Here is a 21,668-nt window from a genome sequence, read left to right as displayed (position 1 = left end):
AACCGATCTCTTGCGCACCCGAGCAGACAGCCATGACGACAGTGCGAACCACGATCGATGCCGCGCCAACGGATGGGCGGCCGCCAGCCACCGCTCCCGTCGTGTCCGCAAAAACCTGGCTCGCGGTGACCGGAGCCACGCTGGGTGCCTTCATGGCGGTGCTCAATATCCAGATCGTCAACGCCTCCCTTGCTAACATTCAGGGTGGAATCGGTGCGGGCATCGATGACGGCGGCTGGATCTCGACCTCCTATCTGATCGCCGAGATAGTGGTCATTCCCTTGAGCGGCTGGCTCGCCCAAGTGTTCTCGGTCCGCATCTATCTGCTCACCAATGCCTTCCTGTTCCTGGTGTTTTCGGCGGCCTGCGCGCTCGCCCAGAACTTGCCGCAGATGATCGTACTTCGCGCCGTACAGGGCTTTACCGGCGGCGTGCTGATTCCGATGGCGTTCACCCTGATCATCACGCTGCTGCCGAAACCCAAGCAGCCGATCGGGCTGGCGATGTTCGCAATTTCCGCGACGTTCGCGCCGGCGATCGGTCCGACCATCGGGGGCTACCTGACCGAAAACTTCGGTTGGGAATACGTTTTCTACGTCAACGTCGTGCCGGGCGCGATCATGATCACGATGCTCTACGCCTCGCTAGAAGCGACGCCCATGCGGTTGCGGCTCCTGCGCGAAGGCGATTGGGTCGGTATCGCCGCCATGGCGATCGGGCTCGCAGCGCTCCAGACCGTGCTGGAGGAAGGCAACAAGGACGATTGGTTCGGCTCGCCCTTCATCGTTCGGCTGGCCATCGTCGCCGCGATCGTTTTGACGCTGTTCGTCGTCATCGAGCTCACGGTGAGGAAGCCGCTGCTCAACCTGCGGATCCTGTTCCGTCGCAATTTCGGCTTCGGCGTGCTCGCGAACTTCCTGCTCGGCGTATCGCTGTATGGGTCCGTCTATGTCCTGCCGGTCTACCTGTCGCGCATCCAAGGCTACAACTCGGAGCAGATCGGCATGGTGTTGGCCTGGACCGGCCTGCCCCAGCTCGCGCTGATCCCGCTGGTGCCTCGCCTGATGCAACGGCTCGATCCACGCCTCGTCATCGGCGTCGGCTTTGTGCTCTTTGGAGGGTCCAACTTCCTGAACATCTACATGACCAATGACTACGCGGCCGATCAGCTTTTCTGGCCGAATGTCATCCGCGCTCTTGGTCAAGCCCTCGTCTTTGCGCCGCTCTCGGCGGTCGCCACCGCCGGAATCGAGGCCGAGAACGCCGGATCTGCGTCCGCCTTGTTCAACATGATGCGCAACCTTGGTGGTGCAATCGGCATCGCTGCCCTTCAAACACTCCTGACCAAGCGCGAGCAATATCATTCCAACGTTCTGAATCAGTCGGTATCGATGTTCGAGCAAGCGACCCGCACACGCCTCGACCAGCTTACGCAATATTTCATGAGCCACGGCGTGATCGACCGCGTCGATGCAGCTCATCACGCCTATGTCGCGATCGGCCGGATTATCCAGAAGCAGGCCTTCATCCTCGGCTTCAGCGACACCTTCTATCTGCTCGGAGTCTCGCAGATCGTCGCTCTGGCGGCGGCGCTGATGCTCAAAAGGCCGGAGCGTTTCGATGCCGGCGGCGCCCACTGACCACCTTCTGCATATATCTTATTTCTCCAGCACCGAAAGGAACTCACCATGTTGAAGAGTAAAGTCGCGATCGTCACCGGATCCACCAGCGGCATCGGGCTCGGCATCGCCAAGGAATTGGCCGGGCTCGGCGCCGACCTCGTGTTGAACGGCTTCGGCGATCCGGGCGAAATCGAGACGATCCGCAGCGGCCTCGAGCGTGAGCACGGCGTGCGCGTCATCTACGATGGCGCCGATATGTCAAAGGAACAAGCCGTGCGCGAATTGATCGCCAAAACGATCGAGACATTCGGCCGTCTCGATATCCTGGTCAACAATGCCGGTATCCAGTTCACCGCGCCCGTCGAAGAATTTCCTACATCCAAGTGGAATGCAATTCTCGACATCAATCTATCGGCCGCGTTTCACGGGATTGCCGCGGCGGTGCCCCAGATGAAAAAGCAGCGTTGGGGACGGATCGTCAACATCGCTTCGACGCACGGTCTGGTCGCGTCGACCCACAAGGCCGCCTACGTCGCAGCCAAGCATGGACTGGTAGGCCTAACAAAGGTGGTCGGCCTGGAGACCGCGGGCAGCGGCATCACCTGCAATACGGTTTGTCCAGGCTGGGTGCGGACGCCTCTAGTGGAAAAGCAAATCAGCGATATCGCTACCCAAAAACACATAAGCCAGAAGGAGGCGGCCGAGGAGATCTTGGCTGAGAAGCAGCCGTCTCTTGAGTTTGTCTCTCCCTCACAGCTTGGCGGCACAGTGGCCTTCCTCTGTTCGCCAGCGGCAGACCAGATCACGGGCACGGCAATCTCGGTCGATGGCGGCTGGACCGCGCAGTAACGGAACAAACGCGGCGGGCGCAGCCCGCCGGTCCGATCTAACATGGAGGCTTATCATGGGTACTAGTCAGAAAGTCGCGATCATCACAGGCGCGTCGCAGGGTATCGGTGAGGCCCTCGTCAGGGCTTATCGCGATCGCGATTTTCGCGTTGTCGCAAATTCCCGCTCGATCAGGCCCTCGTCTGATCCGGAAATCGCAGCCGTAGCTGGGGACATCACCGATCCAGCCACTGCGGAACGCATCATATCGCAGGCGGTCGAGCGCTTCGGCCGCGTGGATACCCTTATCAACAACGCCGGCATCTTCATCGGAAAGCCATTCACCGAATATACGTCAAAAGATTATGCCAGCATCCTGGCGATCAATCTCAACGGCTTTTTCCACATCACCCAACGCGCTGTCGCGGAAATGCTCAGGCGTAGAGCCGGGCATATCGTGCAGATCACCAGCAGTCTCGACGAGAACGTCGACAGCCGCGCACCGTCTGTTTTGGCAGCTTTGACGAAAGGCGGCCTGAACGCGGCCACGAAATCGCTCGCGGTCGAATATGCAAGCCGAGGAATCCGCGTCAACGCCGTGGCGCCGGGCGCGACGAAAACGCCAATGCATGCACCTGAAATGTATGAATTCCTGGCTAGGCTGCATCCGATCGGACGGATGGGGGAAGTGAGCGAAATTGTCGAAGCGGTGATGTACCTCGAAGGAGCGGGCTTCACCACCGGCGAGATCCTCCACGTCGATGGCGGACAGAGCGCTGGAAGCTAGAAGAGATAGAATAACGAGCGTTGAAATTTGGCCCAATGAACACGGCATTCCTTTTGATGACGCAGTACGGAGGTAAGGCCATCATCCCGATTGAAGACGTGTGTCGGGATTACCTTTCACACCTGAATTCCATTAAGCTAGTACAAAAGATCAGCGCGGCTGAACTCGCAATCTCTCTGGTGCGAATAGAAGCAAGCCAGAAATGCGCTAAGGGCATCCACCTCCTGGACCCGGCCAATTACCATAATGCGAGAGTAGAGGCCGCCAGAAAGGAAGTGGCAGCCTTGACGGCTAGGGGCCGACTTCTTGCTGTTGACGAAGTGCAGCGCCATGCAGGCCGGACACCGCACGGGGACGTGAGTGTTTGCCGCGGGCGGCTCCGGCCGATCGTCTTCCAAGCGGTGCTGGACGTTCATGCCGGTGCGCGGACACTTGAATAGGATCTGGCGCTCCATTCGGTGAGCATGCGCCCGGTGGCGGCCGAGAGAAATTGCGGTTGATTACTTAAAGGCTCGATTGCAGTGCATCCTCTCTCGGGATGCACTCGAGCGACCGCACCAGGCCCCGCATCCGGGCCCGGAGTGCAGCAGTGCCGCGGAAAATTGTCCTCGATCTCCTCGGCTCTTGACCTATTCGGGTACAGCCGTTGAAATCAGGCTTTCAGTGATGTTGCGGGGGTGGCGTCGTGGGAGAGTTCTACAAGGGCTTCGCGCAGCGCGCGCGATCTTGCGGAGAAGATCCGCTTACCAAGCGGCGCCTGCTCGACTTGGCTCAACAATACACCTCAAGGGCCGCGGATCGAGCTATCCACCGACGCCAGCACCGCGCGCCCAGGGCGCTCTTCTCGGGGTCCGGAGAGGCCTGAGGGCCTCAATCCTTCTCGTCCCTCACATCCGAAGCATTGGCCCGGCGCTCGTATTCTTCCGCCAAGGCAGTAAGCCGCTGGATCACCTCCGGATCCGTGATGGAAGCTGCCAAGCGCCTGCACTTCCGGGCTTCGGCGAGCAATCGGGTCTTCTCGTCTTCCATGGCCATTCCAGCCCGCTTCCATGCGGGTCGCGGCGTCCTCCGCAGCCGCGTTCGTCAGCCGTCCTTACGCGTCCTTGACGTCCCTCGCCGGCCAGCTTTCGCCCGCCGGCCTCACGCGCACCGTGCCCCTGCCGCCGAGCAGTTCGTGCGTAGCAACCTCGTCCTCGGCTTCAACCAGCGTCAGTTCGGTCTCGGGCTTCCGGTCGAGCGTCAGGTCGAGATCGCCCGGAAAGATCTGCCAGCGCGAGCCGTCGTCGAGCTCGACGATGTGGCTTTCGGAATGGGAGCGGATCTTCATCCTCTCCGTCCCTGTGGTCCCGCCCGCTACTTCTGACGCGACGGGGCTTGGGCGTTCGAGTCGTTCGGGTTCTTCTTGTTGGCCTCATGGTGCCCGATCGCACATCCCGCTAACGCCCCGAGCTTGCCGCGCCCAGCCATGTGGCCGGCGACGCCGCCGATGATGGCACCCTTGATGCAGCCCTTCGCTTCCGCTGGCGAAATCGAGGCCAGCGCCAGCACGCACGCGACCGCTACGATGGGCTTCATGGTCTCCTCCACTCTCTCGTTGTCCTTCGCATCACGTCGCGGGAAAGAGGCGCGTTCCGGTGGAACCTCCGCGAACCGGCTTAGGCGGCGTCGCGACCACCTTGCGGGGAGACAGGTGAGTGAGCGGCGGGCCGGAGCCGCCCGCTTCCACGGTGCAGCACTTGGGACATCTGAAGGCGATGTCGTCGCCAGCGACGTTAGTTAGTGAAGCGCGCCCGCCAACAAAACAGGAGGCCTGCGGTGGTGGTCTCGTGATGTTGGGAGCTCTCGCCGCGCTGTGCCAGCATTCACGCCGCGTGACGACAAACTGCGGCCCGCAGTGTTGGCGTTTCGCTGCCCGAGCGCCTGAACTACGATTTTGCGCGCTAACCTAACCGCCCGTGCCATCAACGCACGCGGCTCATGCCCCTGGAAGAACGACGTCGCCTGCTGATGCTCCAGCAACAACGTCTTTGCGCCGTCCGAATATTGTCGCAGGCGCTCCTTATCCTGGATCGCTGCAAAAGCCCACGGCTCCAGGTGGAGGGCAGTCGGAGCCTGAATGGCGGCATCGATCAATTCCTGGACGATGTTCTTTTCAAGCAGTTCAGGTGCGTAGCTGCGGATGGCGCGCCAGCTACGAAATGTGCTGGTTGTATCCATTTCGTTTTTGGCCAACATCGGTGCCTCCCGTTTCAACAACTGAGGCCAAAGTAGACCCAATCAGGAGGCCGAGAATTGAGCTGGCGCGAAGCTATGATGCCTCGTCCGATCCGACGATCGAGGTTTTGATTCAACGCAACAGACTTGGCTTACACCCAGATAGACTTTCCTCACTGAACGGGATTGGTCAAATGAAGTTACCAAATTGGCGCGCGATCGTGGCGGTATTGACGACAGCGATGACGTCTGTCGCAATTGCACAACCGGATTTTCAGCCCTCGCCGAACGCAAAGTATGTGCCTCGTCTGGTCGAAACCATGAACGCCGCGCAGGTTCAGCACTTAAAGCTCTGGTATGCAGGCAAGTCGAAGAATTGGGATCTGGCCAATTTTGAGTTGCGACGGTTGACTGACAGCCTGGCCCAAGCGGCCATATTCTATCCGGGAATTCCGGTGAGCAACGTCACCACGATGAAGGAACCACTGTTATCGATCGCCGATGCCATTACAGTTGGCGACAGCAAGAAGTTTGCTGCTTCCATGCGTGGCTTGACCGACGGCTGCAACGCTTGCCACGCCTCGATGGAGCGAGGCTTCATCACCATTGGTATTCCAACTGAGCAGCGTCCAGCCGGCAATCAAGTCTTTGAGCCACCAGGGAAGCACTAGCGTCGCCTGCCTCCGCGAAGCGCTATATCTGCTGCACCGTTGAGCCAAAATCAGAAACGGATGCTGTCTCTCGCGATGGCATGCCGCCGCCCGCCGCCGCCGAGGCGAGGCAATTAGTAGCGCCGAGCGCCCGGAGAGCTGCACGTTCGGCCAAGATTCGGCTTTCAATGTAATTGCGCTCGACGTCGGAAAGCCGCGCCCTTCAGCAAACGATGATAGCGATCAATGTTCTTTTCATGAGCTTTTGCCAATGCGCTAGCGAAAGTCGTCATCTTGCTCTCCTACCCAATCGCACCGGGATCAAACTGCTCGATCGCCATTCGAGATATTCGTTTCGGATCGCGAATCCCCGCTCCTGCAATCTCGATGATCCGACTAGCGACCATTTCGCAAACAGGGTCGCCGCGATCAACCAGACAGAGACCGCGCAGTGACTTGCGGTAAGCCACATACAGTCGATGGACCTCGTCTGCCGGTGCTGAGCGATTGTGGAGTAATCGGCGAATGGTCATTCCAACCTCCCCAGCGACCGCGATGCTCCGCCAGGATTGATGACTTCCTGGATCTGCTGAAATCCTAGGACGCAGAAAACGACGCGAATTTGATCTAAGACAAATGCGTCGACTGCTGCGCAATTTGCCGATCGGCGGCGAGCTTGGTGCCACTTGCGCACAGCATTGGCGCAGCGCCAATTTTCCGGAAGGGGATCAACTGACGGTCAGAATTCTTCCGTGATGCCGCAGTTCTGCTTAAAGGGTCTTTCGGTTAGCGCTAGAAGTCATAAAGCCGAACAATGCCCATCAGATACTTCAGTAAATCTGCTCGCGATGAACCTCACGACCGCTTTCATCGATCACGACGATCCCTAGATCTGGATTCCCTGCGGGCTTTTCTTGTCGGACCTTGTCCGCCAAGCTTACTGTGCGCAATCGCAGCGCCGTCATTTGCTAATTCCAAGCCAGCTTTGTCGCGAACGGGAACGCCGTCCTTCATGTCGAAATAGTAAGTGTGCATGAGTGCGATCCTGCGGTCCGGCCCTCTCAGCAACAACAAAAGAGGAGCCGCCGAGGATTTGGGGCGCCTCGGCGACTATTGGGGGGACATAGCCGTGGGGTTAGCTACGCACAAACAAGCTAAGCCGGTTTGGATGGCCGTGCTTGATCGAGATCAAGCCTGGTTGAATTGCTATCGTCGCCTGGCGTCACTCACTAATTCGCCGGTCGCGGCATTTACGAGATGGATCCTCGCGCATGCCGGGCAATTCACAACCACAAGGGCGCCATCCTTCTTTTCAGAGGATGCCTCCCCCGCAGAGTGCTGGACATTCATACCCGTGTTGGGACAACGGAATAAAGTTTGGGACATGACAACTCCATGCGTCCCAACTGCTCCTTTCCCTCGAGCTCAACAACTCAGGATGTTCACTTAGGCACCACGCTAAGCTGGTAATTAGACACCTACCGTGTTCCGCAATGCCGGCGGAACCGGATATCGCCGCAACCCCTCTCCAAGTGGTAATATTGAACAGTTTCGCGTAGCGGGGGAGCACGCAATGCACCGGTATGTCGCCCGGGCCAACGTGGACCACTACCTAGGTATTCTCAAAGATGCCGCGCTCACGGTGCAGCAACGCAGCACCACAACATCGCTGCTCGTCGCCGAGTTGGACAAGCTAGGCAATGATGCCGAGCATCTTGAGTTTGCTGAGAGCAAAGTTGCAACAAGCAGGCAGCAGGTTGTCCAAGCTGCATCCATCCGCGATTCCTTCGTCCCAGGTACATCGCAACGGCAAGACGCGGAACGGCACTTAATCCATCTCGAGAATGTTCACACGCTGCTAGATGACTTCTGCCAGCGCTTGCGAAACAAGATCGGCCCACGCTCGGTCTGAGAGCACAGGCGATTGGTGCTCTCACAGCGACAGCCTTTTGATGGACATCAACATCCGCTGCGATCTGGCGGTTATGGTGAGCAAAAATAGGAGCTCGTCATGATCGGAATTACATTGACGGCGGAGCAGATCTGCAACGCGCCGATCGAGGTACGACGCTGGATCGAGCACGAGGTCATCGTCGGTCTTCGCCTCGCCCCTCAGGCCTCCGCTCCCCGAGAACTCCATTCCAACCGCCCTGCCATTTGCAGTGAGGAGGATATAGCGGCCATCTTCGGCCGGCTGCGCGGAATGCCCGTTGCACTCAGTGTTTTGTTCGAATTGAGACACCCCGGTATCTCGTTCGGGAACCCGCCGCTCAGGAGTTTCAGACTGATGGATATGCTGCACAACAGCAAGCTGGAGAGCATCGACCAGGTGATGGTGGGCCTGGGGGCTATCAGTTCGGCTCTCACAGAATTGCGTGGAGACGCAGGCCAACGCTTCTGCGATTTCGACAACGAGGGTCACTGCTTCGTCGCGCCAGAGACCCAAGCAAGCATCGCCAAATTGTGGCATGACGTCGTGATCAGCCAGCAGCCGGTGGATGCTCCTCGCGATCCCTTGATGCGCGCTGTGGGCTAGCGCCCGGGCGGCCTGCATCCAAATCCCACTCTGGCGCATAAAATCGCGCCCGGTGCCGGGCACACGGCCGGCTCGCGCTCACGCGGCAATCGGCTGATTTCTTTCGTCGCTCTTTTCGTCGCTCTTGGCGACCAAGGGAGCAAACTGCTCGGCGGTCACCGTTTCATTGGCAATCAAGAGCTCAACACCGGCATCAAGATCGACACGCCGGCGTTGGAGTATATCGCGGGCGCGGCGATCACCCTCATCGATCAGGTTTCGCACCGCGAGGTCGATCTCTCGGCCGGTGGCCTCCGCGGCGACAACGACCGCATCCTGAGCCGCAAGAAATGGCTGAGGCTTGGGCGCGTAGGTGCGCTGCCCGACCACCTCGTCCATGCCGTATTTGGTCACCATCTCGATGGCGATTTCGGTCGCGCGCTGAAGATCGTCGGCTGCGCCTGTCGATATGGCGCCATCGAAATTCAAATGCTCCGAGGCCCGTCCGCCCATCAGCACGGCAATACGGTTCTTCAGCTCCGCGGTCGTCAGCAAAAACCGGTCCTCGGTCGGCCGCTGGATGGTGTACCCGAGCGCACCAATCCCGCGCGGTATGATCGAAACCTTCTGCACCGGATCGACGCCGGGCAGGCTTGCCGCCACGAGAGCATGCCCCATCTCGTGATAGGCCACCCTGCGACGCTCGTCCTTGCGGAGGACCCTGCTCTTCTTCTCGACGCCCGCAACGATACGCTCTATTGCGGCGATGAAATCTCCGAACGAGACCTTGTCGCCACCTCGCCGGGTCGCGGCGATCGCCGCCTCGTTGACGAGATTGGCGATATCAGCTCCCGTGAAGCCGGCGGTGAGGCCGGCCACCTTGTCGAGATCGACCTCCTCGTCCATGCGGATTTTGCCGACGTGCACCTTGAGAATGGCTGTACGTCCGATCTTGTCAGGCCGGTCGACGAGAACCTGTCGGTCGAACCGCCCCGCCCGCATCAGCGCCGGATCGAGGATTTCGGGACGATTGGTAGCCGCCAGCAGGATGACTCCGGCGCTCGGGTCGAAACCGTCAAGCTCCGACAGCAGCTGATTGAGGGTCTGCTCCTTCTCGTCATGGCTCGAGAACGACATCGGCCCGCGGCTGCGGCCGAGTGCATCAAGCTCGTCGACGAAAATGATGCAAGGGGCGGCCTTGCGAGCCTGCTCGAACAGGTCTCGGACGCGCGCCGCGCCCACCCCGACGAACATTTCGACGAACTCCGAGCCTGAGATCGAGAAGAATGGGACCCCCGCCTCGCCAGCCACCGCGCGGGCAAGCAATGTCTTGCCCGTACCCGGCGGCCCAACCAGCAGGATTCCCTTGGGCACATGCGCGCCCAATCGGCCATAGCTCGCGGGATCTCTCAGGAACGAAACGACCTCCTGTAGCTCGAATTTCGCCTCGTCGACGCCAGCGACATCGGCGAAAGTGACTTTGATATCCTTCTCAACATAGACCTTGGCACGCGACTTCCCGATCGCCATCAAACCGCCGAAGCCCTGGCGCCCGCCCATGCTGCCCCAAGCCCAGTACCAGATCACGCCAAAGACAAGGACCGGGAAGATCCAGGAGAGCAAACCCTGAAGCAGGCCGCCCCCCGGAATACCCGTCACGCTGACGCCTTTTGCCGAAAGCTTCTCGGCCAAAGCCATATCAACTCGCGACGTCACGAAGGCTGACTTTCCGCCAGGAAGCGGCTCCTTGAGTTTTCCCTGGATCGTATCAGGACCGACAGTAACTTCCGTGACTTTGTCCTGGGCCAGCAACTGCTCGAACTGACTATACGGAATGGATTCGATGGAATTGTAGGTGGTCGCAATGAATTGCAGGACGACGAGCAGCATGCTCCCCGCGAAGATGACTGCCATTATTGTGGTCTGCTTTCGCGAGACCTGGTTGGAATCCACGTGCACCTCCCGTCGGATCGATCAACGAGGATGGTAGTTTAGGTGAACGAGGTGCGCTTGATTCAGGTCAACACGCGACCGCCGCGCTGCGTTGTCATTGCCAATCAGTTGATCGGCTCGCGCACAATGGTCAGTGACCCGCAATCCGCCCATCAACAACCTGGATGATCCGGTCGCACCGACGTGCCAGATCTAGATTGTGGGTAACCAGCAGAAAACTCGTACCGCTCTCCCGGTTGACGCGTCGCATCAGTTCGAAGATGGAATCCGCCGATTTCGTGTCGAGATTGCCGGTCGGCTCGTCAGCCAGGACCAGGTCGGGATTCATGGCAAGCGCTCTGGCGACTGCCACTCGCTGCTGCTGGCCTCCCGACATGTTGTTGGCAAGGTTGCTCCCGAACCTCTCCAAACCGACCTGACGCAGAAGATCGTCCGCGCGCTTTCCGAGCTCCACGCTTGGAAATCCGCGATCGGCAAGCATCGGCATCATCACGTTTTCGCGGGCCGTGAATGCGGATATCAGCAAATGATACTGGAACACGAAGCCGATGGTATGACCTCGCAAATGCGTGAGCTCATCATCTCCGAGTATCGCGGTATCCCTGCCCTTGATCAGCAGACGGCCGGAGGTCGGCCGGTCAAGTAGACCGACGATATTGAGGAGCGTGCTTTTCCCGGAACCGGACGGCCCCATGAGCGCCAGAAACTCGCCATGGTCGAGTTCGAGATCGATGTCGTGCAGCACCTCGACCTGCGTAGGCAGCCCGACATTGTAGGCTTTGCAGACGTGCTCGAGCTTGAGTATCCCGTCACCCACGGATCGCCACCACAGGGTCGAGCTTTGCGGCGCGCACAGCCGGCGCGGTTGCAGCGAGCAAGCCGGTCACGGTGGCCAGGATTGCCGTGTAGACGAACAGGCTTCGTTCCAGAATCAGCGGGAAGAATTCGCTGCCATCCGCCTGGCGGGCAACAGCATGCCAGTAGATCAGCGCAGCCGCACCCATCGCAGCGCCGAAGATCGAGCCGATGAAACCGAGGAGCCCCCCCTGAAGCAGGAACACGCGGAGAATCTGGCCCTTCGACGTGCCCATGGCTCGCAGGATGCCGATTTCCTTCGAGCGCTGGATGACCGAAACGATGAGAACTGCGGCAATGCCGAACGCGACGGAAAGGCCTACGAAAATACGAATCAGAGTATTCGTGTAAATCTGTGCCTGAACCGCGGTGAAGAACTGCGCATTCGTGGCGATCCAGCTATCGGCTTGAACTGGTGTTGCGGCCTGGATTCGCTGAGCAATGACTTCAGCCGCGTAGATATCCTTGATCTTCATGTCGATCGTCGTGACGCCGCCGATCATGCCGAGCAGCGACTGGCCGGTGCGCAGCGCGACAAATGCCACGCGCTGATTGACGCCTTTGTTGCCGAAATCGACCAGGCCGGAGATCGTCAGCACACGATTGGCGCCGCCGGTGGCCTGCAGGTTCAGCTTGTCGCCGACGGTCGCGCCAAGATTCTTGGCCAGCTCAATACCGATGACGACATCCTCGCTGGTCAGCCGCGCTTCCCCGGCAAAGATATAATCCGGAACCTTGACGATATCGAAATATGTCTCCGGCTCTATCCCTGTCAGCGTCACGGCCCGGCTGGCGTCGCCGCGCAGGGCCAGAACCGATCCGGTGATCGTCGGCGAGACCGCGGTGACTTCGGGCATCGCAAGCATCTGGCCGCGGATCTTCGGCCATTGATCGATCGAAATCACTCGCTGGCTCGGACGCTGCACGGCAGCGTCTTCGATCTCGCCGGCGGACTTGTGCAACGGACGCGCTATCTGATCGGGGGTGAGAAGCTGGATCTGCGGCTGCGAAGTCAGCACGCGCTTGATGAAGTTCGCTTCGAGGCCGGCGAGCATCGCGGACATAAAGACGATTACACCGACCCCGATTGAAATGCCGCCAATGATGAAAATGGTCTGCAATCTCCCGTCGCGCAGGAAGCGCACGGCCGCGATCCACTCGAATGGGAGCCAGGGGTTCATGGCAGCACGGTCCGTAAGCGTTGCCCAGTGAGAACGCCCGAACTCTGCGGGATTGCAATGTCGCCGGCTTGCAGACCTTCAACGATCTCAATCTGGCTGCTACCACGCAGACCAAGCTTCACTGGGCGCCTGATAGCTCGGCCGTTTTTGACTGTCAGCACCCACGGTTGACCGGATAATACGTCGTGCACCGAGCGTGAGGGAAGCACCTGCGCATTGTCCTTCGCTGCGACCTCGATGTCGACGGACACAGTCATATCCTGACGCAGGTAGGCCGGCGGTTCGGCGACCGTGAGCTTTACCTGGACCGTGGCGCGGGAAATGTCGATGCCCGGATTGATGTAGGTGACGACAGCAGAAAAATGCTGGTCGGGATAAGCGTCGGCCGATGCGAGCGCCGCCTGTCCGAACGCCAACCGGCCGAGATTTCGCTCGTCGATCTGAAGCACCAATTGCAAATCGCCCGAGGGTGCCAGCACCAGAAGCGTCTTTCCTGCCTGCGCCACCGTGCCACGCTCAACGCCGCGGGTGATGAGAACGCCGTCACGCGGGGCCGTAATCGTCGCATAGCCGAGACGGGACTCCGCTGTCTCCAGATTAGCGCGCGCCTGATTGAGCTGTGTCTCCGCCATGACATAGTCGCTACCGCCGGGGCTCGCGGTATAGACCTGAAATTCCACGGCACGCTTGACGGCGCGAGCCACATCAAGCGTCTTCTGCGCGTCGTCGAGTGCCGCTCGCGTCGCATAGCCATTCCGCTCGAGCTGTGCGGTCCGATCGTAGGTCTGTTGCGCGTTTAGAAGCGTGGCTTCGGCCTGTGTCAGAGCTTCCTTCGCCGAAGGAAGCGCGAGTTCCTCGAGCTGCCTGATCCGAGCTTCGGCCTGAGCTACCGCGCCCTGGGCCTGCACGACGGAGGCCCTCAACTCTCGTGCTTCCAGAGAAATCAGCGGCTGACCTTTGGTGACCTTCTGCCCTTCCTCGACCAGCACCTCCTCGACCGTCCCGGTGATTTGGCTGCCGATCTCGACCCGATAAGGCGTCTCGACATGCCCGCTGGCGACTACCGTCTCAATCAACCGGCCCTGCGAAACCTGATCGACCACGACGGCAGGTCCGAACAGGACGCGCACGCCCTGCCAGACACCAAGACCCAGCAGGACCACAAGGATCAGGAAAAACCATCTGTGGGCAATGAGAACGGACCACGTTGCTTCAGCAGAAAGGCGGCCGCCATGCTGCTGCTTCGACAGAGGTAACACCTGTTCGACCATGACTGTGCCGTGCCCGAACCAGCCGATTGGATTAGCGGCTCTACTCAAAATACCGCGGCTGCCTGTCGCGCGATTGCGCTAGGTCAACATCAGGCTCACCCCCGTTGGTCGGCCTGTCGTTTGACCAGGATCAACTCAACTGCGCGCGATCGTACGAAACTAACTGATGGAACGACAGCAGCTTGAGGCAACCCGATGGCGCACAAACAAGTCCTATTTCATTCCGCGGCCCGCGAAAAAGTCTTGCGCGGCGCTTCCCTGCTTGCCGACGCCGTTCGGGTCACGCTGGGCCCCAAATCGAAATCCGTCCTAATTCAAAAATCTTGGGGCACTCCAATCGTCTGCAACGATGGCGTGACCATCGCCAAGGAATTCGATCTCAAGGACGCAGAAGAAAACCTTGGCGCTCAGATTCTCCGGCAAGCGGCCGAGAAGACCGGCGATGTCGTCGGAGACGGCACCAGCACTTCAACCATTCTGGCCCATGCGATCCTCTCGGATGGCGTCCGGAACGTCGTCGCGGGCGCCAGTGCGATCGACCTCAAACGCGGACTTGATCGTGGAACCCAGGCCGCCATCGCCGCGCTGCACGCCATGGCCAAGCCCGTGAAGACGAGGGCGGAGAAGGTGCAAGTTGCCACGATTTCGGCACATAATGACCTGTCCATCGGCGAGCTGGTCGCCGACGCAATCGAGAAGGTCGGAGGCGATGGCGTGATCTCCGTCGAGGAGTCCAAGACAACCGAGACCCTTTTGGACGTTGTCGAAGGAATGAAGTTCGATCGCGGCTTTCTGTCCCCTTATTTCGTCACTGATGCGGATCGCATGGAATCGGCCTTGGAGGACCCTTACGTCCTCCTATGCGATCACAAGATCGGCGCGCTGCGCGATCTGGTCCCGCTGTTGGAACAGGTCGCCAAGAGCGGACGCCCACTTCTGATAATCGCCGAGGACATCGAAGGCGAAGCGCTTGCAACTCTCATCGTCAATCAATTGCGAGGCGTCCTCAAGGCCTGTGCCGTCAAGGCACCCGGGTTCGGTGACCGACGAAAGGCCATGCTGGAAGACATTGCCGTCCTTACAGGCGCCCAGGTGATCTCAGAGGAGATCGGCTTGAAACTGGAGACCGCAAGCCTGCAACAGCTCGGCCGCGCCGCGCGGGTTGTCGCGGACCGGGAGAATACCACGTTGATCGGCAGTGGCGGCGATCGCACCAGGATCGAGGCGCGGCTGGCGCAGATCCGTGTTGAAATGGAGAAAACAACCAGCGACTACGACCGGGAGAAGCTGGAAGAGCGCATCGCCAAGCTGTCGGGCGGCGTCGCAGTGATCCGGGTCGGAGCGCCGACTGAAGCCGAAATGAAGGCAAAGAAGGAGGCCTTGGACGACGCCATCAGCTCGACCAAAGCCGCGGTTGCGGAGGGAATTGTTCCCGGAGGCGGTCTGGCCCTGCTTCGGACCGTCGCTGCAGTTGCCAAGGAAGAGACGGCTTGTGAAGGCGACGAGCGAACCGGCGTGCAGATCTTGAAGCGAGCGCTCGAAGCACCGGCACGACAGATCGCCGAAAACTCAGCGACCGACGGCGGCGTCGTCGTGGCCCGGATGCTGGAAAGCCAGGGGAGTTTTGGCTTCGATGCCGCTCGAAAGGTCTATATCGACCTCGTCGAGGCTGGCATTGTTGATCCCGTGAAGGTTGTGCGGACCGCGCTCGAAAACGCAGTATCCGTCGCGAGCGTGCTGCTTCTCACGGAAGCGACGATGACCGAAATTCCGGAAACGAAGCCCGAGCGGATGCCTGAGCGGGATTTGGCTATGTAGCGCTGCCACCTCCCACGCCCTGCTCTCGGCTCTCTATCCATCGCCAGATCGATTTTCCACCGGCAATGCTTTTCGGGGTGGATCAAGATGCCCTATCGAACGAGTGAAGATCTTCCGCCGGCAGTGCGGCACCACTTGCCGCCTCATGCCATGGACATCTATCGGCAGGCTTTCAACCATGCGTTCGCCTCTCATCCCGATGACGTTCGCCAGGAAGAGATAGCACATCGAACGGCTTGGGCAGCCGTGAAGCGTTTGTATGTCAAAGACGGGGACGAATGGGTGCCGAAGTAGTGCACGTCGAAGCGGACACATCTCTCCTATTCACCAAAGAACGTCTGTTTTTCTGACACATTCTACGTCATATGCCGAACCCACTGCTTGGCAAGTTCGCGCAACTCGCTCGCAATTATTCAGCGACTGCCTAAAGATGCTCGCCGTTCCAATTCAGCCTTGAGCAAAATCAACCTGCCTTTCTGTGCTCATGGCTACTCTCTTGGCCGACCGAGATGGTCAAACCTCGAAGGAGAAATGATCATGGCAACTGAGACCAAGCTTCCCGTCACGAGATCCACAACGACGCCCGCACCCGCCGGTGAGCCTTGGCGACCATTCCAGGCGTTGAAGAGCGAGATCGATCAGATCTTCGACGATTTCGGGAATGGTTTCTGGAATCGGCCGTTCCGGTCGCTCGCGCGGCTCGAACGCGATTTCTCAAAGTCGGTTGCAGCGCCGGCCGTTGATGTCGCCGAAAGCGACAAGGCCTACGAGATCACCGCCGAACTTCCCGGCCTCGACGAGAAGAACATCGACGTCAAGCTCGTCAACGGCGGTCTCACCATCCGGGGTGAGAAGAAGGAAGAGACCGAAGAGAAGAAGAAGGACTACTACGTCTCCGAGCGCCGCTATGGCTCCTTCGAGCGCTACTTCGCGCTGCCGGACGGTGTCAACGCCGACAAGATCGAGGCAACCTTCAAGAATGGCGTGCTCAAGGTCGTCTTGCCGAAGACAGAAGAAGCCCAGAAGCCGGCCAAGACCATTAATGTGAAAGCCGCCTGATGGCCTCGCTGGCACGAGGCGGCCGTAGTCGCCGCCTCCTGCCGCACAAGTCTTATCGCCCCCTCAACCTGCCGAGAACAGCCAAATGCACGCGATTCATGTCATGACGCGAGATGTTGTCGCCGTAACGCCGCACACGACAATCGAGGACGCTGCGAAGATCATGCTGCGGATGCACATCAGCGGCCTGCCGGTCATCGACGATGCCGGTAATCTCGTCGGCATCGTCTCGGAAAGCGATTTTCTCCGCCGGAGCGAGATCGGCACGGGCCGGAACCATGCGGCTTGGCTGAAATTCTTTATGGGACCAGGGCGGGCGGCGGCAGAGTTCATTCACGAGCGCGGCCGAAAGGTCGAAGACGTCATGACCCGAAAAGTCATCACAGTCCAGGAAGAGACTTCGCTGGGGGATATCGGGTACGCCGTGGAGTCACCCGAAGACCTGAGAGCGGCGGGCTGAGCGCCCGCGGACTTAATCGTGAGATTCTACACATAAACCCAGCGGCGTGATGCGACTAAAGCATGTCCGCTTCGTCCCCATAGCGACCAACTTCTTGCGGCGGCGTAATATCTCACGATCATCAAAACTCGGTCGTGAGCATAGCTAGCGGCACCCGACCACGCGAATGACCCATCGCCCCGCATAACCGACATCTCGCAATTCCTTACAAGTGGTTCGTCCGCCAAAAATCCGGAGACGACTTCCTGAAGGTCATTTTGAAGTTCTTTGGAACGAGGCTGCGGCGACACGATATCCCATGCGAGCCATAGCGAACAAAGGATCGCCGATAAACCTAATTCGAATGCAAATCGTTTCATGACCACCAGGAAACAGAAGAGGTCTCCCCGTGCGAAGTCGCACCTAGTACAGCTCTGATACCGGGCAACTGACGGGCTAGGTGCGCAACGGCAAAGGCCCCGGCCGTCCCCAGCAGAGACACGTAGACAAACTTGACGAAGGCGGCCATCGTCAGGTCTGCAATTGCGGCTTGCAGCGCGACAACGATCGCAGGGTGCAGGATATAGGCGCCGAAGCTCGCTTCGGCCATCACCCTGAGTAGGTGATTGGGACGATCGAACAGCTCGCGAAAGGCAATGATGAGCCCAGTTGAAGCCCCGACCGCGATTACCGTCTCCCAGCTGCTTCTCATCAATGACTCTAGGCCAAGCCCGCCCGGTGCCATCTTCCACCACCCGAAGCCAAACGCAACGTAGATGCCGCCGGACGCAATCACGCCGACGGCCAGCCAGATTAGGCCGTCGGTCGTGGACATTCTGCGAAACCAGTCGCCGTGATACGCGAGTGCGCCGACAGCAAAGAACGCCATGTACTGCGGCACATGGGCAAGTTCAGCGGGCATGATTAACAGGAACGGCACCCATTTATCGACCGGATACCAGACCCGCACGAACCATGTGACGAGCGCGAGCGCCGCAATAAACGACGCGATGGCAGCATGACCGGGCAAAGGTAATTTCCGAGCGCGTCCGAGCGATCCAGAAGTCTGCCGTAAGGCCACGTAGGCCAAGCAATACAGCAGCAGATGTGCAACAAACCACAAATGCAGATAAATCGGCTGCCAGCCTCGCTCATAAAGACCTGTGAAGAATAGCTGCGATTGGGGCGCTCCCTCGACCAGATAAACCACCGGCAAGTGGACCAGCAGAACGAAGGTTGCGAGGGGAATACCGATACGCCGCCATCGTCCCATGAGAAAACGGCGCGCGCCTTTTCGATCATAGGACGGCGGAACGAAATATCCGGCGAGCAAAAACATCAGTCCCATGCCAAATGCGGCATTGGCTGTATAGAACGGCGTGAACCAATCGCTTTGAGCGCGATCGTGTACGGGCCAAAAGCCGCCAGTGGGCCCGTAGGCTTGAGCGGCGTGATGCACAATCACAAAAACGACAGCCGCAAGACGCAGTGTGTCGATGAAAACCAGCCGCTTCTCGACATGACCGTGCACTAAGTCGGATTGGTAACCCATGCGCCGAGCCTTGAACCAAGAGAATTCAATCTGCTCGCTCGTCCAGAAGGCGCGTTGATGCCCATCAAGCCGGTGAGAGGGCGATCGTCCGTTGACGGGGTCTGTAAGACCGTCTGCATGAAGCTCGCCATCACCTATTTACGGACGAGCGGATCGCAAATGGTGCTATTGAGCAGCCAAAAAAAGCCTCTGGACCGCATCTACCGGTACTGCGAAAGCGAAGCCGCTCCTTCGCGCAACGACGATGCCGATCAGCCTGCCTTTGAGGTTCACCAATGCTCCTCCCGAGCTCCCCTGACTGACCCGGACATCCGATTGAATTAGATCGCTGTTCGCGATTCCTGGGCAGGAGCGGTGCAAGGCCGACACGATGCCAAACGTTACGCTCTGCCCCCAATCCTGAGGATTTCCTATCGCGATCACCGGCTCTCCGACGTCAGGCCTGCCTGGATACTCCAGAGCCAATGCTCGCAAGGTGTCTGGCTCGACGCGAAGCAGCGCAACGTCATCTCGGGCGGATTTTACAAGCACAACGGCGTCTAGAGCTCGGCCGTCCTGGAGAAACGCCTTTATGGTCGTCGCGCTTGCGACCACGTGATTTGCAGTGACGATCAGGCCTCCCAGGGCGTCCACGACGACGCCTGATCCCTGCCACTCGCGGAGCGCTGGGGGATCTGGAAATCCCCCTTCCGGATCGAATATCTGCGGCTCGGACGGAACGCCCCAGCCTCGTATTCCGACCACAGCCGGCGAGATCCGCTTCGCGAGAGCCACGACTCCTCTCGTCGGGGCAATCTCTCCCTCGTCTTGGTAGTCGTAAGCCCAACTGCTATTCGCACCAGCGAGCAGCAGCAGACTGAATAAGGAAATGCCGACCCATGTTGAACATCCGGAAAATGTAGTGCTCCTCATTGCATCCCCTCGGGCGGCCCGCGTCACGTTGTATGGGCAGCCTAGCGAATTCGACCAGTAGCGATTTGAGGATTCGCAAAGCCCTCACGGAGGCCGCGAGGTTGACCTACGGAGATTTCCTTAGGTTACGCTCCTGAATTTTAGCCTCTCGTTAAAAGCGATAGAAGGAATATGCTGTTCGGCTCGCTGCCTCAGGATCCTGCAATGAACCACTCAATTTATACTGCAGACAGGTCCACTCACCTGAGGATAGTCGTGGCGACCCTCCTCGCAAGCATCGCGATGATGGCAACGATGCTGGGCACCAAGCTGGCTCATCTGGACGCAAATGGGCGATCGATGGCAACTCAGACGGTTTACAAGCAGCGCCCGAACCACAATTTCATCGAGATGGCACGGATCGAAAAGCGTCCGATCTAACAGGGCAGAGGACATCGACCGACGAACGAACTCATCAAGGTCATTTATGATTTCGGAAGCGCAAAGGTGGGAGCGTCTCTATAGATCTCTGTCATCAGCGGAGACCGAATACCCATCCGCTGAGCGCCTATAGACCCTTATAGCGGCTCATCATCTAGCGTGGACGGCTCCATGGGGAGCGATACGAAATCACCCCCGCCGTATTCGTCCTCAGGGTCGGGGCGCGTGGACTGAAGGTAGAGCTGGTCGTCTACGCGACCAACGCCCGGCACGTTCTCGCAAGTCACAATGACGGCCCGATGCGCGTTCTCACCCGAGATGACGCCACGCAACAAGACCACACCGTCCTTCACTCTGATATTCAGCCCGATCGGCTGCCAGGCGATCTTGGCCAAAGCCGCGAGGACCGCTCGGCGGAGCTTATTGTCCCCTCCGGAATAGCCTGAAACGCCGATCAGCGATCCAGCGACAGCTGACAGGAAGTCGGTTCGTGTGATGATACCAACGATGCGGTTATCGCGCATGACCGGAATGTGGTTCAGGTGCCGCCGCTCCATCATGTCCGCCACTTCATTGAGCTGCGCCTGCTCAGTGGTGGTCACAAGCCCACGGCTCATTACCTGCTCCACCTTGCGTCCGCGCTCCTTCACGAACTCTCCAGCGACCCGCTCTGATCCCATCAGCATCGAAAGCAATCGATTGCGCTCGTGCGCGGTCCCGATTTCACCCCGTCTGACAAAATCGCTCTCGCACAGCATGCCCACCAGGCTTCCTGCCGCGTCCACGACTGGCAGACCACTGATATGATGCGCAAGCATCAATTTGATCGCGTCCGAGACCGGAGCCTCTGGCCTTATCGTCAGGACTCGCCGGGACATGATGTGATGGGCGCGCATATGGTTCACTCCGGAAAGAGCCCAGAGATATTTCCCGGGCTAAATCACATCTTGATCGAAATCAACGCTAGGACGAATGAACATGCGAACTAGATCGCCGACATCGGAAACTATCGATCATGCGCCTGCGATTTCTTCTGTTGGTCGCGATCTTAGTAACGTTATCGGCCTCCCGCGCCGGGGCGCCGGCCGACGTGTCCACAACACTGTCGGACATCATGACCAAAATTCAGCTTCAGCACGCAAAGCTGTGGTTTGCGGGCAAGCTCAGCAACTGGGGCTTGGCAAACTACGAGCTTCAACAGATCGACAGCAACCTCGAAGCCACAGGCAGGCTTTTGGCCGATCAATCGCGAGCCAGTCGCACGAAGGAACAGCTCCAGGCCGTCCGGCAGGCTCTACAATCCAAGGACATAGCAGCATTCAACAAGGCCTACGCCCCGGTTTACGGAGATTGGGAGCCGATCATCGTTTTCCTCGGATGGGCTACGAACGTTTCTGACATCAAATCATCGCCGCCTCGGGCCTGATCAAGCCATGCCCAATCCGCGGCTTTCCGAGTACCAGGTCGAGGCCATAGTGGCCTACTTGGAGACGTTGCGGGCAGCCTCCTCTCGCTGAGATGAGCAATTCTCGACGCTTTTCTCGCGAGCTGGGTTACTTGATTTGCCGCAAGTCGGTCGCCCCGGCGAGCTC

At 59.2% G+C, this 21,668-nt stretch carries 26 protein-coding genes; 13 read left to right on the top strand and 13 right to left on the bottom strand.

What is annotated here, in order from left to right; all coding sequences use genetic code 11:
- Positions 1-32: 32 nt before the first annotated feature.
- Genes BM222_RS27445 through BM222_RS43080 form a run of 4 tightly spaced genes read left to right on the top strand, consistent with a single transcriptional unit; the run spans position 33 to position 3,677 of the window.
- Positions 33-1,640, top strand: a complete 1,608-nt coding sequence (locus tag BM222_RS27445) for an MDR family MFS transporter (protein ID WP_092234956.1) — start codon at positions 33-35, stop codon at positions 1,638-1,640.
- Positions 1,641-1,688: 48 nt separating this feature from the next.
- Positions 1,689-2,471 carry a 3-hydroxybutyrate dehydrogenase gene (locus BM222_RS27440; protein ID WP_092234953.1) on the top strand — a complete coding sequence of 261 codons (783 nt, stop codon included), beginning with the start codon at positions 1,689-1,691 and terminating at the stop codon, positions 2,469-2,471.
- Positions 2,472-2,526: 55 nt separating this feature from the next.
- Positions 2,527-3,237 (top strand): SDR family NAD(P)-dependent oxidoreductase, encoded by a 711-nt coding sequence (locus tag BM222_RS27435; RefSeq protein WP_092234950.1) that lies wholly within the window; start codon positions 2,527-2,529, stop codon positions 3,235-3,237.
- Between the two features lie 35 nt (positions 3,238-3,272).
- Complete coding sequence (locus BM222_RS43080) at positions 3,273-3,677, top strand: pyocin activator PrtN family protein (protein ID WP_349509874.1); 405 nt, start codon at positions 3,273-3,275, stop codon at positions 3,675-3,677.
- A 430-nt stretch (positions 3,678-4,107) separates the two neighbouring features.
- On the opposite strand, the gene BM222_RS41350 is transcribed toward BM222_RS43080, so the two are convergent.
- The 4 genes from BM222_RS41350 to BM222_RS27410 form a co-directional block, all read right to left on the bottom strand.
- Positions 4,108-4,266, bottom strand: coding sequence for a hypothetical protein (locus BM222_RS41350; protein WP_177243498.1), 159 nt, complete (start codon positions 4,264-4,266; stop codon positions 4,108-4,110).
- 64 nt (positions 4,267-4,330) lie between these two features.
- The gene (locus tag BM222_RS27420) at positions 4,331-4,564 is read right to left on the bottom strand and encodes a hypothetical protein (protein ID WP_092234945.1); all 234 of its coding nucleotides are present in this window, start codon (positions 4,562-4,564) and stop codon (positions 4,331-4,333) included.
- A gap of 26 nt (positions 4,565-4,590) precedes the next feature.
- Entirely contained in the window at positions 4,591-4,812 is a 222-nt protein-coding gene (locus BM222_RS27415; protein ID WP_092235083.1) for a hypothetical protein, read from the bottom strand.
- Between the two features lie 201 nt (positions 4,813-5,013).
- On the bottom strand, positions 5,014-5,472 hold the full coding sequence (locus BM222_RS27410) for a nitroreductase family protein (RefSeq protein WP_143106061.1): 459 nt from the start codon (positions 5,470-5,472) through the stop codon (positions 5,014-5,016).
- Between the two features lie 173 nt (positions 5,473-5,645).
- Between BM222_RS27410 and BM222_RS27405 the strand changes: the two genes are divergently transcribed.
- Positions 5,646-6,122 (top strand): hypothetical protein, encoded by a 477-nt coding sequence (locus BM222_RS27405; protein WP_092234939.1) that lies wholly within the window; start codon positions 5,646-5,648, stop codon positions 6,120-6,122.
- 281 nt (positions 6,123-6,403) lie between these two features.
- Here BM222_RS27405 and BM222_RS40300 read toward each other — a convergent pair whose 3' ends face one another.
- Together BM222_RS40300 and BM222_RS43405 are read right to left on the bottom strand one after the other, a co-directional pair.
- A complete protein-coding gene (locus BM222_RS40300) occupies positions 6,404-6,634 on the bottom strand; it encodes a hypothetical protein (protein WP_143106060.1) in 231 nt (76 codons plus the stop codon).
- Positions 6,635-6,968: 334 nt separating this feature from the next.
- Positions 6,969-7,115, bottom strand: a complete 147-nt coding sequence (locus BM222_RS43405; protein ID WP_502690927.1) for a hypothetical protein — start codon at positions 7,113-7,115, stop codon at positions 6,969-6,971.
- A 469-nt stretch (positions 7,116-7,584) separates the two neighbouring features.
- On the opposite strand from BM222_RS43405, the gene BM222_RS27390 reads away from it, so the two are divergent.
- Entirely contained in the window at positions 7,585-8,013 is a 429-nt protein-coding gene (locus tag BM222_RS27390; RefSeq protein ID WP_143106059.1) for a hypothetical protein, read from the top strand.
- A 99-nt stretch (positions 8,014-8,112) separates the two neighbouring features.
- Entirely contained in the window at positions 8,113-8,637 is a 525-nt protein-coding gene (locus BM222_RS27385) for a hypothetical protein (protein WP_092234929.1), read from the top strand.
- A 78-nt stretch (positions 8,638-8,715) separates the two neighbouring features.
- Here the strand turns inward: BM222_RS27385 and ftsH are convergent, their stop codons facing one another.
- The 4 genes from ftsH to BM222_RS27365 all read right to left on the bottom strand — a co-directional run bounded on the left by ftsH (position 8,716) and on the right by BM222_RS27365 (position 13,876).
- Positions 8,716-10,530, bottom strand: coding sequence for an ATP-dependent zinc metalloprotease FtsH (ftsH, locus tag BM222_RS27380; protein ID WP_244547266.1), 1,815 nt, complete (start codon positions 10,528-10,530; stop codon positions 8,716-8,718).
- Between the two features lie 169 nt (positions 10,531-10,699).
- A complete protein-coding gene (locus BM222_RS27375; protein ID WP_092234922.1) occupies positions 10,700-11,386 on the bottom strand; it encodes an ABC transporter ATP-binding protein in 687 nt (228 codons plus the stop codon).
- Positions 11,379-12,605, bottom strand: coding sequence for an ABC transporter permease (locus tag BM222_RS27370; RefSeq protein WP_092234919.1), 1,227 nt, complete (start codon positions 12,603-12,605; stop codon positions 11,379-11,381). Before BM222_RS27370 ends, BM222_RS27375 begins: the two co-directional genes overlap by 8 nt.
- The gene (locus BM222_RS27365) at positions 12,602-13,876 is read right to left on the bottom strand and encodes an efflux RND transporter periplasmic adaptor subunit (RefSeq protein ID WP_092234916.1); all 1,275 of its coding nucleotides are present in this window, start codon (positions 13,874-13,876) and stop codon (positions 12,602-12,604) included. Before BM222_RS27365 ends, BM222_RS27370 begins: the two co-directional genes overlap by 4 nt.
- Before the next feature lie 195 nt (positions 13,877-14,071).
- Between BM222_RS27365 and groL the strand changes: the two genes are divergently transcribed.
- The 4 genes from groL to BM222_RS27345 all read left to right on the top strand — a co-directional run bounded on the left by groL (position 14,072) and on the right by BM222_RS27345 (position 17,213).
- Complete coding sequence (gene groL, locus BM222_RS27360) at positions 14,072-15,694, top strand: chaperonin GroEL (RefSeq protein WP_092234913.1); 1,623 nt, start codon at positions 14,072-14,074, stop codon at positions 15,692-15,694.
- 87 nt (positions 15,695-15,781) lie between these two features.
- Positions 15,782-15,988, top strand: coding sequence for a ChaB family protein (locus BM222_RS27355; RefSeq protein ID WP_092234910.1), 207 nt, complete (start codon positions 15,782-15,784; stop codon positions 15,986-15,988).
- Positions 15,989-16,231: 243 nt separating this feature from the next.
- On the top strand, positions 16,232-16,753 hold the full coding sequence (locus BM222_RS27350) for an Hsp20/alpha crystallin family protein (protein ID WP_092235080.1): 522 nt from the start codon (positions 16,232-16,234) through the stop codon (positions 16,751-16,753).
- Between the two features lie 85 nt (positions 16,754-16,838).
- Entirely contained in the window at positions 16,839-17,213 is a 375-nt protein-coding gene (locus BM222_RS27345) for a CBS domain-containing protein (RefSeq protein ID WP_244547265.1), read from the top strand.
- Positions 17,214-17,568: 355 nt separating this feature from the next.
- Here the strand turns inward: BM222_RS27345 and BM222_RS27340 are convergent, their stop codons facing one another.
- Both BM222_RS27340 and BM222_RS27335 read right to left on the bottom strand, forming a co-directional pair.
- A complete protein-coding gene (locus BM222_RS27340) occupies positions 17,569-18,744 on the bottom strand; it encodes an acyltransferase family protein (protein WP_092234907.1) in 1,176 nt (391 codons plus the stop codon).
- A 165-nt stretch (positions 18,745-18,909) separates the two neighbouring features.
- On the bottom strand, positions 18,910-19,518 hold the full coding sequence (locus BM222_RS27335) for a S1C family serine protease (protein WP_177243497.1): 609 nt from the start codon (positions 19,516-19,518) through the stop codon (positions 18,910-18,912).
- 342 nt (positions 19,519-19,860) lie between these two features.
- Here BM222_RS27335 and BM222_RS40295 point away from each other — a divergent pair, with 342 nt between their 5' ends.
- Positions 19,861-20,076 (top strand): hypothetical protein, encoded by a 216-nt coding sequence (locus tag BM222_RS40295; RefSeq protein ID WP_143106058.1) that lies wholly within the window; start codon positions 19,861-19,863, stop codon positions 20,074-20,076.
- 137 nt (positions 20,077-20,213) lie between these two features.
- Here BM222_RS40295 and BM222_RS27330 read toward each other — a convergent pair whose 3' ends face one another.
- A complete protein-coding gene (locus tag BM222_RS27330) occupies positions 20,214-20,972 on the bottom strand; it encodes a CBS domain-containing protein (RefSeq protein ID WP_092235077.1) in 759 nt (252 codons plus the stop codon).
- A gap of 119 nt (positions 20,973-21,091) precedes the next feature.
- On the opposite strand from BM222_RS27330, the gene BM222_RS27325 reads away from it, so the two are divergent.
- Positions 21,092-21,502, top strand: coding sequence for a hypothetical protein (locus tag BM222_RS27325; protein WP_244547264.1), 411 nt, complete (start codon positions 21,092-21,094; stop codon positions 21,500-21,502).
- Positions 21,503-21,668 lie beyond the last annotated feature (166 nt).

The organism is Bradyrhizobium sp. Gha, from assembly GCF_900113735.1.
Taxonomy (GTDB): domain Bacteria; phylum Pseudomonadota; class Alphaproteobacteria; order Rhizobiales; family Xanthobacteraceae; genus Bradyrhizobium.
This window is presented reverse-complemented; position numbering and strand designations above follow the sequence as displayed.

Excerpts from the sequence above, each read along its gene's own strand:
- BM222_RS27445 (WP_092234956.1), top strand. The coding sequence starts at position 33 with ATGACGACAGTGCGAACCACGATCGATGCCGCGCCAACGGATGGGCGG.
- BM222_RS27440 (WP_092234953.1), top strand. The coding sequence starts at position 1,689 with ATGTTGAAGAGTAAAGTCGCGATCGTCACCGGATCCACCAGCGGCATC.
- BM222_RS27435 (WP_092234950.1), top strand. The coding sequence starts at position 2,527 with ATGGGTACTAGTCAGAAAGTCGCGATCATCACAGGCGCGTCGCAGGGT.
- BM222_RS43080 (WP_349509874.1), top strand. The coding sequence starts at position 3,273 with ATGAACACGGCATTCCTTTTGATGACGCAGTACGGAGGTAAGGCCATC.
- BM222_RS41350 (WP_177243498.1), bottom strand. The coding sequence starts at position 4,266 with ATGGAAGACGAGAAGACCCGATTGCTCGCCGAAGCCCGGAAGTGCAGG.
- BM222_RS27420 (WP_092234945.1), bottom strand. The coding sequence starts at position 4,564 with ATGAAGATCCGCTCCCATTCCGAAAGCCACATCGTCGAGCTCGACGAC.
- BM222_RS27415 (WP_092235083.1), bottom strand. The coding sequence starts at position 4,812 with ATGAAGCCCATCGTAGCGGTCGCGTGCGTGCTGGCGCTGGCCTCGATT.
- BM222_RS27410 (WP_143106061.1), bottom strand. The coding sequence starts at position 5,472 with ATGTTGGCCAAAAACGAAATGGATACAACCAGCACATTTCGTAGCTGG.
- BM222_RS27405 (WP_092234939.1), top strand. The coding sequence starts at position 5,646 with ATGAAGTTACCAAATTGGCGCGCGATCGTGGCGGTATTGACGACAGCG.
- BM222_RS40300 (WP_143106060.1), bottom strand. The coding sequence starts at position 6,634 with ATGACCATTCGCCGATTACTCCACAATCGCTCAGCACCGGCAGACGAG.
- BM222_RS43405 (WP_502690927.1), bottom strand. The coding sequence starts at position 7,115 with ATGAAGGACGGCGTTCCCGTTCGCGACAAAGCTGGCTTGGAATTAGCA.
- BM222_RS27385 (WP_092234929.1), top strand. The coding sequence starts at position 8,113 with ATGATCGGAATTACATTGACGGCGGAGCAGATCTGCAACGCGCCGATC.
- ftsH (WP_244547266.1), bottom strand. The coding sequence starts at position 10,530 with ATGGCAGTCATCTTCGCGGGGAGCATGCTGCTCGTCGTCCTGCAATTC.
- BM222_RS27370 (WP_092234919.1), bottom strand. The coding sequence starts at position 12,605 with ATGAACCCCTGGCTCCCATTCGAGTGGATCGCGGCCGTGCGCTTCCTG.
- BM222_RS27365 (WP_092234916.1), bottom strand. The coding sequence starts at position 13,876 with ATGGTCGAACAGGTGTTACCTCTGTCGAAGCAGCAGCATGGCGGCCGC.
- groL (WP_092234913.1), top strand. The coding sequence starts at position 14,072 with ATGGCGCACAAACAAGTCCTATTTCATTCCGCGGCCCGCGAAAAAGTC.
- BM222_RS27355 (WP_092234910.1), top strand. The coding sequence starts at position 15,782 with ATGCCCTATCGAACGAGTGAAGATCTTCCGCCGGCAGTGCGGCACCAC.
- BM222_RS27350 (WP_092235080.1), top strand. The coding sequence starts at position 16,232 with ATGGCAACTGAGACCAAGCTTCCCGTCACGAGATCCACAACGACGCCC.
- BM222_RS27345 (WP_244547265.1), top strand. The coding sequence starts at position 16,839 with ATGCACGCGATTCATGTCATGACGCGAGATGTTGTCGCCGTAACGCCG.
- BM222_RS27340 (WP_092234907.1), bottom strand. The coding sequence starts at position 18,744 with ATGGGTTACCAATCCGACTTAGTGCACGGTCATGTCGAGAAGCGGCTG.
- BM222_RS40295 (WP_143106058.1), top strand. The coding sequence starts at position 19,861 with ATGAACCACTCAATTTATACTGCAGACAGGTCCACTCACCTGAGGATA.
- BM222_RS27330 (WP_092235077.1), bottom strand. The coding sequence starts at position 20,972 with ATGCGCGCCCATCACATCATGTCCCGGCGAGTCCTGACGATAAGGCCA.
- BM222_RS27325 (WP_244547264.1), top strand. The coding sequence starts at position 21,092 with ATGCGCCTGCGATTTCTTCTGTTGGTCGCGATCTTAGTAACGTTATCG.